Annotated in this window: 15 protein-coding genes and 1 rRNA gene; 3 read left to right on the forward strand and 13 right to left on the reverse strand. The window is 36.3% G+C overall.

Annotation, left to right across the window (positions count from 1 at the left end; all coding sequences use genetic code 11):
- Positions 1–3: 3 nt before the first annotated feature.
- Positions 4–519: a DUF84 family protein gene (locus BMX63_RS17050; RefSeq protein ID WP_093137737.1), complete on the reverse strand. Its 516-nt coding sequence runs from the start codon at positions 517–519 to the stop codon at positions 4–6.
- A gap of 36 nt (positions 520–555) precedes the next feature.
- Positions 556–1,620 (reverse strand): M42 family metallopeptidase, encoded by a 1,065-nt coding sequence (locus BMX63_RS17055; RefSeq protein WP_093137739.1) that lies wholly within the window; start codon positions 1,618–1,620, stop codon positions 556–558.
- A gap of 598 nt (positions 1,621–2,218) precedes the next feature.
- Between BMX63_RS17055 and BMX63_RS17060 the strand changes: the two genes are divergently transcribed.
- On the forward strand, positions 2,219–2,563 hold the full coding sequence (locus BMX63_RS17060; RefSeq protein ID WP_093137741.1) for a PepSY domain-containing protein: 345 nt from the start codon (positions 2,219–2,221) through the stop codon (positions 2,561–2,563).
- 15 nt (positions 2,564–2,578) lie between these two features.
- On the opposite strand, the gene BMX63_RS17065 is transcribed toward BMX63_RS17060, so the two are convergent.
- The 7 genes from BMX63_RS17065 to BMX63_RS17090 all read right to left on the reverse strand — a co-directional run bounded on the left by BMX63_RS17065 (position 2,579) and on the right by BMX63_RS17090 (position 8,270).
- Entirely contained in the window at positions 2,579–3,436 is an 858-nt protein-coding gene (locus tag BMX63_RS17065; RefSeq protein ID WP_093137742.1) for a YtnP family quorum-quenching lactonase, read from the reverse strand.
- Positions 3,437–3,505: 69 nt separating this feature from the next.
- Entirely contained in the window at positions 3,506–4,144 is a 639-nt protein-coding gene (gene trmB, locus BMX63_RS17070; RefSeq protein WP_093137744.1) for a tRNA (guanosine(46)-N7)-methyltransferase TrmB, read from the reverse strand.
- Positions 4,145–4,254: 110 nt separating this feature from the next.
- Complete coding sequence (locus BMX63_RS17075) at positions 4,255–5,049, reverse strand: phosphotransferase family protein (protein WP_093137745.1); 795 nt, start codon at positions 5,047–5,049, stop codon at positions 4,255–4,257.
- Positions 5,050–5,368: 319 nt separating this feature from the next.
- On the reverse strand, positions 5,369–5,521 hold the full coding sequence (locus BMX63_RS18880; RefSeq protein WP_220083843.1) for a hypothetical protein: 153 nt from the start codon (positions 5,519–5,521) through the stop codon (positions 5,369–5,371).
- A gap of 150 nt (positions 5,522–5,671) precedes the next feature.
- Positions 5,672–6,607 (reverse strand): hypothetical protein, encoded by a 936-nt coding sequence (locus BMX63_RS17080; protein ID WP_093137747.1) that lies wholly within the window; start codon positions 6,605–6,607, stop codon positions 5,672–5,674.
- A 13-nt stretch (positions 6,608–6,620) separates the two neighbouring features.
- Positions 6,621–7,190 carry an RNA 2',3'-cyclic phosphodiesterase gene (thpR, locus tag BMX63_RS17085; RefSeq protein ID WP_177167370.1) on the reverse strand — a complete coding sequence of 190 codons (570 nt, stop codon included), beginning with the start codon at positions 7,188–7,190 and terminating at the stop codon, positions 6,621–6,623.
- 93 nt (positions 7,191–7,283) lie between these two features.
- Positions 7,284–8,270, reverse strand: coding sequence for a potassium channel family protein (locus BMX63_RS17090; protein ID WP_245732877.1), 987 nt, complete (start codon positions 8,268–8,270; stop codon positions 7,284–7,286).
- Positions 8,271–8,465: 195 nt separating this feature from the next.
- Here BMX63_RS17090 and BMX63_RS17095 point away from each other — a divergent pair, with 195 nt between their 5' ends.
- Positions 8,466–8,684, forward strand: coding sequence for a DeoR family transcriptional regulator (locus BMX63_RS17095; protein WP_093137751.1), 219 nt, complete (start codon positions 8,466–8,468; stop codon positions 8,682–8,684).
- Positions 8,685–8,970: 286 nt separating this feature from the next.
- On the opposite strand, the gene BMX63_RS17100 is transcribed toward BMX63_RS17095, so the two are convergent.
- Together BMX63_RS17100 and BMX63_RS17105 are read right to left on the reverse strand one after the other, a co-directional pair.
- Positions 8,971–9,678 carry a pseudouridine synthase gene (locus BMX63_RS17100; protein ID WP_245732878.1) on the reverse strand — a complete coding sequence of 236 codons (708 nt, stop codon included), beginning with the start codon at positions 9,676–9,678 and terminating at the stop codon, positions 8,971–8,973.
- A 37-nt stretch (positions 9,679–9,715) separates the two neighbouring features.
- On the reverse strand, positions 9,716–11,341 hold the full coding sequence (locus BMX63_RS17105; RefSeq protein WP_093137754.1) for a putative polysaccharide biosynthesis protein: 1,626 nt from the start codon (positions 11,339–11,341) through the stop codon (positions 9,716–9,718).
- Between the two features lie 110 nt (positions 11,342–11,451).
- Here BMX63_RS17105 and BMX63_RS17110 point away from each other — a divergent pair, with 110 nt between their 5' ends.
- Positions 11,452–12,717, forward strand: coding sequence for a BaiN/RdsA family NAD(P)/FAD-dependent oxidoreductase (locus BMX63_RS17110; protein ID WP_093137756.1), 1,266 nt, complete (start codon positions 11,452–11,454; stop codon positions 12,715–12,717).
- Between the two features lie 84 nt (positions 12,718–12,801).
- Here BMX63_RS17110 and BMX63_RS18220 read toward each other — a convergent pair whose 3' ends face one another.
- Together BMX63_RS18220 and rrf are read right to left on the reverse strand one after the other, a co-directional pair.
- Positions 12,802–12,975 (reverse strand): hypothetical protein, encoded by a 174-nt coding sequence (locus BMX63_RS18220; protein ID WP_177167371.1) that lies wholly within the window; start codon positions 12,973–12,975, stop codon positions 12,802–12,804.
- A 235-nt stretch (positions 12,976–13,210) separates the two neighbouring features.
- Positions 13,211–13,326: ribosomal RNA gene (gene rrf / locus BMX63_RS17115) — 5S ribosomal RNA — on the reverse strand.
- Positions 13,327–13,563 lie beyond the last annotated feature (237 nt).

Consider the following 13,563-nt stretch of genomic DNA (forward strand, 5'->3'; position numbering starts at 1 on the left):
GGTTTACCCATCCGTTTGTTTTGTTAAAAATTCATATTGACCTCTCAGCAGACGAACAACATGTGTAAACATTGCCCCTCTACTAACCTGTTGATTTGTAAATATACCAATTGCACCCTCTTTTTTACGTATTCCCTGCTTTTGTGTATATTCATCCATCAAATCACCCAGTTCTTTTCCCTTTTCAAGTCCTTGTTTTATTTCTTCTGGCAAAGGGATACGTGCACCACCTGCTGTAAATACATTTCCATATGTATCCACTAATGAGCCCCAGTTACATAAGTAAATGCCATCCTCAAACTCCATGACTCCACCTTCAAGACCTATTCCCATTGCCCCTTTTTCAGCCTTAACACTTTCTTTTGCTCTATTAATAGCACCTTCTAGCGTCTCTTCATCAGAAAAGGGCTGTGAGGAAACTCGTGTATCAACTTCAATCCCCTCAATAGTTGCTTTAGGAAAAACCGCTTTTACAGCATTTAATTTTGCTGGATTTTGGGAGCCTACAATGATTTTCATGCTATCATCCCTTTTACCTGAATTTCATATAGTTCTTTATGGATTTCTTATGGTGTCAATTGTACTTTGGTCGGCAGATTTCACAAGTTTTACGATTAATTCCTTAGCTGCTGCATAATCATCTACATGAAGGATGGATGCATGAGTATGAATATATCTTGAACAAACTCCAATTACAGCTGATGGTACACCCTCGTTTGACAGATGAACACTTCCAGCATCTGTACCACCATTAGAAATAAAATATTGATATGGAATATCGTTTGTTTCAGCTGTATCTAATATATAGTCCTTCATACCAGGTAAAGTAATCATGGTACGATCAAATATACGTAAAAGAGCTCCTTTACCAATATGCCCAAATTTATTTTCATCTCCAGACATATCATTTGCTGGTGATGCATCCAAAGCAAAGAAAATATCCGGATTAATCATATTCGCTGCAACCTTTGATCCTCTTAAGCCCACTTCCTCTTGAACCGTTGCACCAGAATACAATTCATTAGGTAAATCCTCATTTTGAAGTTCTTTTAGTAGTTCGATGGATAAACCACAACCATACCGGTTATCCCAGGATTTAGCCAGAATTTTTTTATCATTTGCCATAGGTGTAAATGGGCTAATCGGGACAATTTGCTGTCCAGGTTTTATGCCGATTTTCTTCGCATCTTCCTCATCATCTGCCCCAATGTCAATTAACATTTCTTTAACATCCATCGGCTTTTTCCTTTGCTCTGGTGTTAAATTATGAGGAGGGGTTGAACCTATTACACCAATAACAGGTCCATTTTCCGTGATTACCTGCACACGTTGAGCAAGTAAAACTTGGCTCCACCAGCCACCCAATGTTTGAAAACGAATCATGCCATTTTTTGTGATTTGGGTAACCATAAAGCCAACTTCATCCATATGACCCGCAACCATAACTTTAGGGCCATTTCCTTTTTTTATACCAAATACGCCGCCTAAATGATCCTGAATGACTTCATCAGAATATTTATTAAGCTCTTGTTTCATAAAATTACGTACTTGATGCTCATTCCCAGGTGCAGCTGGTAGCTCTGTTAATGTTCTGAATAATTGTAGTGTTTCATCATTCATTATGTAATCAACTCCATTTAAATATGGTCAAATTTATACTATCCTTAACTTTTCATGGCCATAATAGATAGTATAAGTAGTAAAAAAACACACTTTCACTAATTCACAAAAAAGACTAAGGGATTATAAATTCAGGTTATTAGAATAAGGATATCCCATAACCTAACAACCAAAACTGATGTCCCCTATATTCTAACGGAACATTTCCAAACTTTCCAATCAAATTTACCAAAACCAGAAAAATCCGTTATAATAAAAGAAAAGCAAAGGCGACTGATTTGGCCTGACTGCATAAGCAAAATTCACGGAGTGGCATGTTCTTCGCCACGCAGTGGATTATGCTTATGACAGCTTAGGCCTAGGAGCCGGAGCTGGACATTAGAAAGGCGTAAGGGCCTTGATCAGACCCGACTGTGTAAGTAAGCCTCATGGAGTGGTGGTTTTATACCACGTAATGAGGAATGCTTACATCAGCGAGGGTCTAGGCACTGGAGCTGGACATTAGAAAAGCAAAGGCGACTGGTTTGGCCTGACTGCATAAGCAGAACATTGATTTATAATGAAAGATTCCTTACAGTAATAATGAGGAGTGATTTATATGCGTTATAAAAGCTTACTTATTGGCCTTGGGGTTGGAACTTCCCTTGGATTTGCCCTTGGTAAAGCAACACCTGATTCCCCTTTATCACCAGAGAAAGTCCTTAATATGACAAAAAAGAAGTTTAGAGAGGCAGGTTCTATTTCGGGGTCCTGGATTTATATGAAACCTGAAAGTCTTACTAGAGAAAGTGTACATAATCAAGTGTACAGGGGGGGGATTTCACGTCATATCAATGGTGAAACAATTCAATATGAGTTTTATGCAGATGCTCAAACAGGTTCCCTTATTGACATTTCCAAGCTAAAACTAAATTCAGAAACCCCCTTGCCTATTGAAGAATAAACAAGGGGGTACGGATTAATCCGTATATTGATATCTTTGACGTGAAATCTCGTCCACTATTTCACCTTTGGTATTATACTTTAAAGCCCGGTAATACGCATCATGATAAAATGTATACCAAGCCTGTTTCTCAAATCCCGCCTTCGTCCACTTTTCCTTTTGGTGTACAGATGTTACAGGATAATCATCATACGCTAGGACCCATAATGGATTTTGATGCGCATGAGTAGGCATTATATCTGCCATATGAATAAACACTTCCTCTTTATCCTCGAAGACAATTATCGCATGACCATCACTGTGACCACTTGTATGAATCATTTTCAGACCAGGAACAATTTCCACTTCTTTAGAAAAGGGTTCAACTTTTTTCTCGATAGGTTTCCAGTTTGCTTCCCAATATGTATTTTGCGAACGTAAATTTGGATTTCTCATCTCATTCCACTCTACATCCGTAACAAAAATCGTTGCGTTTTCAAAACTTGGAACTAAATTTTCCCCCTGCCATTTCGTTAACCCACAGGCATGATCAAAGTGTAAATGAGTCATTAATACACCATCAACATCATGAGTAGTTAATCCCAGTTCCTGTAACGATTGTTCTACTTTAGATTGTTCTAAAATTCCGAAGTTTCGAATTTGCTTGTCTGTGAATTTATGAACCCCTACACCAGAGTCAATTAAAAAATTTTGCTTATCGATTTGTAATAAAAGTGGATCCGTCCGCAGCTCAATCTGATTCTTCTCATTTACAGGGTATTTTTTACTCCATAAAGGCTTGGGTACAACACCAAACATAGCACCACCATCTAAAAAGGTAACTCCTCCATTTAACCATGTTAATTTCGCACGACCAACTTCTAAAGTTTCCAAAAAATCCCCTCCCTGCATTTAGTCTAACATATTGGAAATTTTCAATCAGCAGGAGAGAGGTAATATTTATTACCGAAACTGTGCACGACAACGATAAATTGGCTGTCCTTTATTTAAGAATTTCTCTTCATATTCTGTCATAACATTTAAAGGATCCCCCATTGCGTGTAAATCCAAGGTAACTTCTTCCAGTTCCATACCGTATTGTGAAAAAGAAACAAGGGAATACTCATAAAAGTTTCGGTTATCCGTTTTTAATACAATTTCACCATTTGAGGATAAAATATGCTCATATTGCTCTAAAAAGGTATGAAAAGTTAACCGTCTTTTTTCATGCCGGTTTTTGGGCCATGGATCTGAAAAATTTAAATAAATTTGCTCAACTTCATTTTCAGCAAACAAATCTCTTAAATCCTGGGCATTTTCATTTATAAGACGGACATTTCGAACACCTGCCTCATCCACTTTTTTTATGGCCCCTACGATGACATTTTTTACTCGTTCCATACCAATAAAGTTTATATCAGGGTGCTGTTTTGCCATATTTGCAATAAATTGTCCCTTTCCTGTACCTATTTCTAAATGTATGGCTTGTTGGTTTTGAAAAAGGTCCCGCCAGCTTCCTTTATAAGAAAGGGGTGATAATTCAGTTATATGATGGTTTTCTTTTATAAAATCATCAGCCCAGGGTTTATTTCTTAATCTCATCATTTCACTCCTTTTTTGTTTCCTATTCATCTCATTTCTCCGCGATAAAAAAATTCCCTATTATTTTGCAACAAACAATAAGGAATTTATTATGCCTTAAACAATCGTTTCTAATAACCAATTTTTCGAAAAATCGACTGCAGGGTTTTTAGCCAGTTATTTACTTCTTTTCGTTCATTTCGCTCAAAGTGCCATTGGATAAAGGAGATGGACTGAACAACAACATACCAATCCATTCGATACCGAAAATGATCAGTTAATTCAATCCCATACGTACTCAACCATTGTCCCCATTCATTTTCAGGGACATAATTGTGTAACAAAAGACCGATGTCCATCGCAGGATCTACAATCATTGCATTATCCCAGTCGATTAAATAGAGCTCGTCATTTCTTGCAAGTAACCAATTGTTGTGATTCACATCGCAATGACAAACGACCTTTTTCTGTTTCTGTACATACGGTAAAAATTCCTGTAAAAACTTTAGTCCTTTATGAATATCGATGCTCGTATCCACTTTGCTTTGATATAGATGTGTTTCCCTTAAGTGCTTTAATATAAATTCAGGCTCGAGTGGCTTTTTTCCCATACGCATAAACATATGAAGCAGTTCAGTAGAATGGTGAATTTTACTTAACAACGATGATACTTGTTCATGCTTCATTTCATCTTGCTCTAAATGTCTGCCTTCTAACCAATGCTGTGCCGTAATGACATCACCATTTTCAAGACGCTTTGTCCAAACGAGCTTTGGAACAATTCCTTCTGCAGATAATACAGCAATGAAAGGAGATGAATTACGTTTTAAAAATAGTCTTTTTTCCTGATGTTGTGCATAGTAGGCTTCACCTGTTGAGCCTCCAGCTGGTGTAATTGTCCACTCTTTACCAAGTATTTGTTCCAATCCCATTCACCTTCTATTAGCAAACCTTTGATAGATTTTAGTAAATATATCACCAAGTTCACATTTTTTAGAGCAATTTTATGTTTGTCGAAGATATCAGATTTTTATTTCAAAGATATGACATATATTTCATATATGTTTCAAAAATAGACGACTTTTTTTAGAATAACGCAAATTGATAGGTGATTTCAAGACTAATTTATGAAAATCTATGAACTATCCTTGTCGAAAAATCTTTTGAGACCGCACAATTCGCACATTTTCCCATATTACCATCAACCTGATAATAGATTTTACCATCTGAGGATATGTGTATTGTTCACGCTTTATATACATCAACTTCCTTGAAAGATAAATGTTTTCCAAAAAAGACTGTAAAAATTAAACATAATACCTTTACCTTCGATATATTATGAATAATCGTAACGTAGAAATCCTTTGAATTTATCCTAGCATTAGGTTCTATCTTCATTCCACCGCCAAAATATGGATGATTGTTCCTGTTTTAAGTCTTCATAGACTTTCATTCCTTTACCATTTCCGGCAACAGGATTTACAATTAATAGATACATAACCATCTTCCCCTTTAAACGATTCACTTTTACTACATTTCACAAAGGGATTATAGGTCAAATATGGATTGGTCATCCTCATGAAGCCATTCAGGTCGCTGTGTAAATGTCGAACGGCAATGCTTTAATAAAGCTTCACCCGCTTTAAGTTGCTTATGTTTTAAAGGAGAAGAAAATGCTCTCAGATGATCAAACCACTCAATATATTGTTCCTTACCAATATATTGCGTGTTAAAGGGTTCGCTTTTAAATTCAATCTTATTATTTTTGGATAAAACAACTTTCGTGATAGGAATATCGATGTTGTATTTGTTAAAAATACTTTTCACGATGTTTTCTGTCCGCTTCAGACCAATTGTGGGGCTTAAAATGCGTGTTTGAATCTCCTCAAATTCCCTATACCATGTTCGTCCATCCTCAGGGATAAATATGACATTCTCATTTTCCTCTAATATAGCAATACAAATGACCTCTACAGGGGTAATAAGAATGATTTCCCCTTCAACTGCCGCTTTATGGAGCTGAAAAATCGGCTGATACATAACCAGAAATGTATCAGGAAACCTTTGTAAAAAATATTTTAAATAAGCATCCATTCTATATTTGTCATCTACAGCAGAATATTCTCTAATTGTACTCGAGGCCCATTTAACTTGAAATTTAAAAATATCATCCAGAAAATAATATTTCAGCGTCTCTTCATCCTTTGGGATAAAGTAGGCATCACTATTGTTTGCTGGTAAATGTTCAAAAACATCCTGCTGCTTCTTCCCATTGAACAGACCTCGAAATGAAAATCTTTTCGTTGACTTTTGCGGCTCCTTTTCATCAAAATACTCCATAGATGGTTCCGTGTATTCTTGCTCCCATCTATTAAGCAATTTCTTCCAATTTTCTTTTTTTAATCGAATAAACTGACCAGGATACCGATAAAAATCTGTCTCATATCTAGAAATATAATCTTGAAGTTTGATTAATTGTGCCATTGATCATCAGACCTTATTCTTTTAAGTTTTTTGTGAAAATAGGCTTATATTTCACGTCTTCTTGTGGTTCAATTTGATAAATGTGAAATTGTTGGACAAGCATTCTTTGTTTCATTGGACCAGGTAATTGTGCTAAAAGTTCCTCTCTAGATTTTAAAGAGGATTCAGGGTCCTTCCACTTTTTCGCCAATGTTACATGCGGTCTATACATTCGATTATCTTCTTCCATCCCTAATTGAATTACCTTTTCTTCAATTCGATTTTGCAGGGTCAATAAAGAAGGTATATGTTCTACGTCTGCCCACACCACTCTTGGCTGTGTTTTCTTTCCAAAAAAACCTAAGTCACCAATCTCCGTGTAAAATCGTTCTGGTGGTTCGAGCTTATCCATTAGCTCAACAATACGTTCTATTTGAGTAGCGTTCATTCCACCTAAAAACTTCAAGGTAATATGGAAATCTTCTTCATTTGTCCATTGTTTATAAGATGCATGTTTTTCGATTTCCGTTTGCCAGTTACGGAGCCAGCCTTGTAATTCTTCTGCTATTGGTATACCGATAAAATAGTGCGGATTTTGTCCCATACCCATATTCCTTTCTGCAATTTGATTTCTTTACTATATCATTCCAAACAGAAATATGTTCATTCTTTATGCGAAACAATTAGGAAGCAGGAATTATTTTGTTATTTTTTCATATGTATGCTCGTCACAGACTACATATAACTTTGCTTGTTCCCTTATTGGCTGATCAAGCATACGATTTACTCCTAAGTTTTTACCGTCAGCAATCAAAGTTGCTCCTTCTTTTAATAAATCATGAAAAGCATCCCCATATGTATGCCATTCAGGTTTTTTCGGGATCTGGTATAAATCATCGCCATGATTTCTTTGCAGCAGTTGCCCATATACTTGTGAAACCCCCTCTGAAAAAATGGTTCGAACAGCTAATGAGGAAATGGTTTCATGGGAGAAAATGAAATCATCCACTTGATTGTGTTGGAAATTTTTAATATGAGATTCCTCCATAACTTCAACCACCGTATGTACTTCAGGGGCTATCGATTCCACCGTGGATGCAATTAACAGAGTCTTCCCATCAACTAATTGTGTTTCTTCAATCGAATCATCTGCAAATATTAAGACCGATTTTGCTTCTTTTATATTTGCCTTTTCTAAAGTTTCTATTGATACGCCATCACCCTGAACAAAATAAATATTTTCACTTAGAATTGGGGCTTTTTCCCGTTCATCAATAATGACAATATCAATATCTTTAGAGGTATTTATCATTTCATGAAGAGCATAGCCCGCCTTTTTTGACCAGCCAATAATGATGAAGTGTTCTTTTCCTTTATACATGATCTTTCCCTCCTCTCTTTTCACTCGAAAAGCTGACAGTCCATCTACGACTTTCCCGATAACCACACCAATAAGACCAATTCCTAAAACGTATAGTATCATGGCAAAAACTCTTCCCTCTGTTGTTATAGGAGCATAGTCCCCATAACCGACAGTGGTTACGGTAGTCATAACCCACCAGAGAGCATCGAACCAGTTCGTAAAGGTTTCAGGATCTAAAATCATAATAAGAACAGTACTCAGGAAAATAAGTAAAAAACTTAAGATAAACAATAGATGATTATTCATATCTACCATTTTCATAAAAAGTTTCCGCAAAATAAGCAACGTTCTCCCTCCTCTCGAATCACGAATTATGGTTCTAATTAAAATAATAACAAATATTTTTATAAAAATTACGAAAAAATATGATGATTTGGTATAATAATAATATAAACGGACACAACATCGATCTTTATAACACCACAGAAGTTTTAAAATTCCTTAAGGAGTGGTTATTTGAATCGATCAACCTCCCGAATGCTAGCGAGGGTAAAAGCTGTCTATATTTACATAAAGGAAAATGGGACAGTAACAACAACAGAAATAGCAGAGGAGTTTGGCATTACAGATCGAACCGTTCAAAGAGACTTAAATGTACTATCCTATAACGGCCTAGTCAAAAGCCCCAGCAGAGGGAAATGGACCACCACAAAAAAGAAAGTTAAAATATCGTAAGAAAAACGAAGGTAACTGGTTAGGTCCGACTGCATAATCAGAATATTTGAAGTGGCAGCCTGGACCTAGGATCCGAAGCTAGACAAGCGAAAGAGCCCTGCTCAAGCTCCTATCGTATAAGTAAATCCCATGAAGTGGTACCATTATTAAGCCACGTAATGGGATTTACCTATATCGACCAGGAGCTAGTTCCCTGAATCTGGACAAAAGAAGAGCGAAAGCGCTGTAAGAAGTCTGCTTATCTCAGATTAACCTCCCTTGAATTTACGATTTAAAGTTAGAATAACTAATTTCGAAGCAAGTGAAGCTCATTATCCGTTAATTCCCGGTATTCCCCAGGTTCCAGCGTATTATCCAACTGCAAATTTCCCATTTGTAACCTTTTTAACTCTGTCACTTCTTTCCCGACTGAACGAAACATACGTTTTACTTGATGAAATTTTCCTTCCATAATCGTTAATTCGATTTCTGAAACAGGTCCGCTAGATACTATCGTTAGCTGTCCAGGTTTTGTAATATATCCATCATCTAGTTCAATTCCTTCAGAGAAAGCCTGTACATCTATTTTCGTTACCTCTCCAGCAATTTTTGCCCAGTAACGTTTACCTACCTTTTTCTTCGGAGACAGGATTTCGTGAGACAATTTTCCATCATTTGTTAATAGCAATAAACCTTCAGTATCTTTATCCAAGCGGCCAACTGGGAAGGGGTTAAAAATTTGATCCTCCATCTCCAGTAAATCGACAACACTTGTCTGAACAGGATCTTCTGTCGCTGAAATGACCCCTTTTGGTTTATTCATCATTAAATAAACATATTCTTTATATTCAACCTTCTCTCCGTTTACGAAAACTTCCTGTTCTTTCGGATTCACCTGTGTCTTTCCATTCTTAGCTATTGTTTCATCAATTTGTACGATTCCTTTTTTCAATATCTTTTTAACGTCTGATCGGCTTCCATAGCCCATGTTAGCCAATAACTTATCTAATCGCAATCCTTCTACCTCCAGAGATGCAGAATAAAAATTCATGTTAAATAAAAAAACGTTTTAAAACATTAGCACGGCTGCCTAGTACTCTTTCAAGAAGTGTAGCTTTATAACTAAGCCACATATAAATATATCCACCAATACCAACGCATGTAATGGTAATCACAATTGATGAAATACGTGACGCTTCCTCAAAAACAAAGGTTGTAAAAATCCACTTTAAAAAGAACACTACTATTGCCATAACCCCTGTAAATATAAATATTAGTAAAGTTCGTTTATATAAAGGTTTAAAAGGCATATTAATGGTATGTTTAATTTTCCATAAATTCAAAGTAGAAGCAGTTAGCACAGCAATTCCTGTAGCAAATATAGCGCCTTTTGCTTCAAAAAGATATACAAAAGGCATGTTACAAACAAGTTTAATAATTACTCCTACGCCTAAACTGATAAGGGCAAAACTCTGCTTATTGATTCCTTGTAAAATCGAAGCGGTAACTGTAAATAAGCCAAAAAACAAAGAAACAGGAGCATACCAGCTTAATAATGGACCTGCTTCAGTCAAATCCTCAATTCCGTAAAAGCTTCCGTAGGCTTCATTACCTAAGATTGATAACCCTACAGAAGCTGGTATAATAATTAGCATAATAATTTGTAAGGATTGATTAATCTGTTGAATATACAAATCCCGCTTTTGAGCAGTAAACGAACTCGTAATCACTGGTAACAATGCTAAAGAAAGCCCTGTTGCCAATGTAACCGGAATAATCACAAGTTTATGTCCTAATAAAACAATAACCGAATAAGCAAGTGCTGCTGTTTCTCCACCTAAATCTATTGCTGCCATAGCCCTCGGAAAGGTAAACTGATCAATTAACTGATAAATCGGTGTTGCCAGTCCTACTAACACAAAGGGACCAGCATAACTTAATAATTCCTTAAACATTCCCTTTGAATCAAAATGTCTGGTTTTTGTTTTTTGAGCGTTGAGTTGTTGGTCCAAATAAGGTTTTCTCATCTTCCAAAAATACCCCAGAACGAATAAAGATCCTATTGCACCTACAAAGGTTGCAAAAGTAGCCATGCCAATTGCATTTGTTACCGTACCACCTAAAACTTTTAGTACAAGAAACACACTACCCAGCAAAAAGATTATGCGGACGATTTGTTCCATTACCGTAGAAACAGCAGAGGGACCCATGGAGCCATAACCTTGAAAAAAGCCGCGCATAATACTCATGGCTGGAATAATCAATAATGCAAAACTGACCATTTTGATAACGAAGGATACTTCCTCAACAGAGTAAGGAAAATTGGTCTCTTCTTCTGAAATCGCAATCTTAGCAATAAAATCCGAGCTAAAAAACAGCAAAAGAAAGGCCAAAATTCCTGTTACCATCATAACCTTAAAGGCCGCCTGAAACATTCTGCGTCCTGTCTGATAATCCCCAAGCGTGTTATATTTTGAAACAAATTTGGACATTGCAAGTGGAATGCCCATAGTGGATATACTAATTAAAATAGTATACGGTGTATATGCAAAGGAAAATAATGATAGTGCTGTACCAGTTACTAAAGCTTCAAACGGAATAACATATAAGATTCCCAATATTTTAGATAAATAATTCGCACCTGTTATTAATATAGTTCCTCGAAGTATATTTGACATATTCTGACTTCCCTTGTACTTTTTTCGTATACATAGACAAATTCATTTTATCACATTTATATTTATAATCGATACAACAACAAATTTAGCACTGAAAGGATGGAAGGATTTTGACTTATGACGTTGTCGTAATCGGTGGTGGGCCGGCTGGGCTAATGGCCTCTATCACCGCAAGCAGAAATGGAGCTAGGACATTAATTATTGATAAAGGAAACAAATTAGGAAGGAAGCTTGCTATCTCAGGTGGTGGCAGATGTAATGTTACAAACCGGCTCCCTGAACCTGAACTTATCGAACATATTCCTGGAAATGGACGCTTTCTATATAGTGCATTCTCAATTTTTAATAATGAAAATATCATTGAGTTTTTTGAAAATTTAGGTGTGAAATTAAAGGAAGAGGATAAAGGGAGGATGTTCCCTGTAAGTAATTCGGCTAAGCAAGTGGTACAAGTTTTAATCAAAGAATTAGAGCGCCTAAATATTGATGTTAAGATGAATACGCCAGTAAGAACGATAAATTATGGAGAAAACATCCATAAAATTCTATTGAATGAAGAAGAAGAAATCACGACGAAAGCTGTCATTATTGCAGTTGGAGGAAAATCTGTTCCCCGAACCGGTAGTACCGGAGATGGATATGCATGGGCAAAAAAGGCTGGTCATACCATCACAGACCTTTATCCAACAGAAGTCCCTCTTACATCCAATGAAAAATTTATTCGGGATCGTACGCTTCAAGGTCTGTCTTTACGGGATATCAATATTACTGTACATAATCCGAAGGGAAAAGCGATAAAAACCCATCGTTGGGATATCATTTTTACCCATCAAGGCATCTCTGGTCCAGCTGCTCTTAGACTTAGTCAATTTGTTGTAAAAGCCTTGAAAAAATTTAAAAGAGAAGAAGTTGATATAACAATTGATTGCTTTCCAGATCAAAATGAAGAACAAACTTTTCAGCAGCTGATAAAACTTTCGAAAGAATCACCAAAAAAGGCAGTAAAAAACGTATGGAATGGATTAGTACCTGAACGTTATTTCTACTTTCTTTTATCCAAAACAAATATTGATCCAGGCCAGACCTACAATCATTTAGTAAAAACCGAAGTACGTAAATTTGCTCAACTGCTGAATGCTTTCCCAGTAAAAGTTAATGGCACCCTTTCTATTGAAAAAGCCTTTATTACAGGTGGTGGGGTTTCATTAAAAGAAGTAGTTCCCAATGAAATGGCATCGAAAAAAATGCACGGACTTTATTTTTGCGGAGAAATTTTGGATATTCATGGTTATACGGGCGGTTTTAATATTACGGCAGCATTTTCAACCGGTCATGTTGCAGGAAAAAGCGCTGCAGGATATTCACAATATGTCTAAAGAATTAAAGAAGATGTTTATAAAATCCCCTTCTTATTAAGAAAGGGGATTTTTATGTAACCATTTCGTTTCACACATTCATTTTCATTGTACGTTACTCTTTTCAACCGCGGAATCCCAGTTCGGAAAATAATGTAAGGCACTTCTCATTAATTGTGGATTGCTCTTTTTTACTTTCTTTTTATTCAAACTTACTCCATTTTCACTTAACTGTTTAATCTCTGATAACACCTCTGAAGAAGACATATTTACATCCATTTCCCTAAACCTCCTTTCCATGATTTACTATTATAATTAACCAGAAAATGTAAAATTTATTCAATTTTTTATAATTTATAAAATTTTTATGTGATAAATAGTGTCTATTTTTAGCTAAATTAAGATGGGTATAACAACAATATTGACAGTAAACAGCCAAATATGAATTACTTTTACACAAAAAAACTGATGTCAAAAATCATCAGGAAATGATTTTGACATCAGTTTTTTCTTTGCCCAGCAACGTCCTACTCTCGCAGGGGAAGGACCCCAACTACCATCGGCGCTGGAGAGCTTAACTACTGTGTTCGGAATGGAAACAGGTGTGACCTCTCCGCCATCGCCACTGGACTTTGATTCTTTTATAATGCTTATATAGCACCTTCAAAACTAGATAAGAAAGACAATCGTCATGATCAGTGCGTTTTTCGTTGTCTAGCTCCGGATCCTAGGTCCAAGCCGTCATAAGCACAATCCACTCCGTGCATTCTGCTTATGCGGTCGGACCTGATCAGTCGCCTGCGCTCTTCGTATAAGTTAAGTCCTCGATTGATTAGTATCCGTCAGCTGCACGTGTCACCACGCTTC

Origin of the sequence: Salinibacillus kushneri (genome assembly GCF_900111405.1) — a bacterium.
In the GTDB taxonomy this organism is placed as follows: Bacteria; Bacillota; Bacilli; order Bacillales; family Alkalibacillaceae; genus Salinibacillus; species Salinibacillus kushneri.

What these genes read in the sequence shown, in the direction of transcription:
- BMX63_RS17050 (WP_093137737.1), bottom strand. Translation starts at nt 519, where the DNA reads ATGAAAATCATTGTAGGCTCCCAAAATCCAGCAAAATTAAATGCTGTA.
- BMX63_RS17055 (WP_093137739.1), bottom strand. Translation starts at nt 1,620, where the DNA reads ATGAATGATGAAACACTACAATTATTCAGAACATTAACAGAGCTACCA.
- BMX63_RS17060 (WP_093137741.1), top strand. Translation starts at nt 2,219, where the DNA reads ATGCGTTATAAAAGCTTACTTATTGGCCTTGGGGTTGGAACTTCCCTT.
- trmB (WP_093137744.1), bottom strand. Translation starts at nt 4,144, where the DNA reads ATGAGATTAAGAAATAAACCCTGGGCTGATGATTTTATAAAAGAAAAC.
- BMX63_RS18880 (WP_220083843.1), bottom strand. Translation starts at nt 5,521, where the DNA reads ATGAAGATAGAACCTAATGCTAGGATAAATTCAAAGGATTTCTACGTT.
- BMX63_RS17080 (WP_093137747.1), bottom strand. Translation starts at nt 6,607, where the DNA reads ATGGCACAATTAATCAAACTTCAAGATTATATTTCTAGATATGAGACA.
- thpR (WP_177167370.1), bottom strand. Translation starts at nt 7,190, where the DNA reads ATGGGACAAAATCCGCACTATTTTATCGGTATACCAATAGCAGAAGAA.
- BMX63_RS17090 (WP_245732877.1), bottom strand. Translation starts at nt 8,270, where the DNA reads ATGAAAATGGTAGATATGAATAATCATCTATTGTTTATCTTAAGTTTT.
- BMX63_RS17105 (WP_093137754.1), bottom strand. Translation starts at nt 11,341, where the DNA reads ATGTCAAATATACTTCGAGGAACTATATTAATAACAGGTGCGAATTAT.
- BMX63_RS18220 (WP_177167371.1), bottom strand. Translation starts at nt 12,975, where the DNA reads ATGGATGTAAATATGTCTTCTTCAGAGGTGTTATCAGAGATTAAACAG.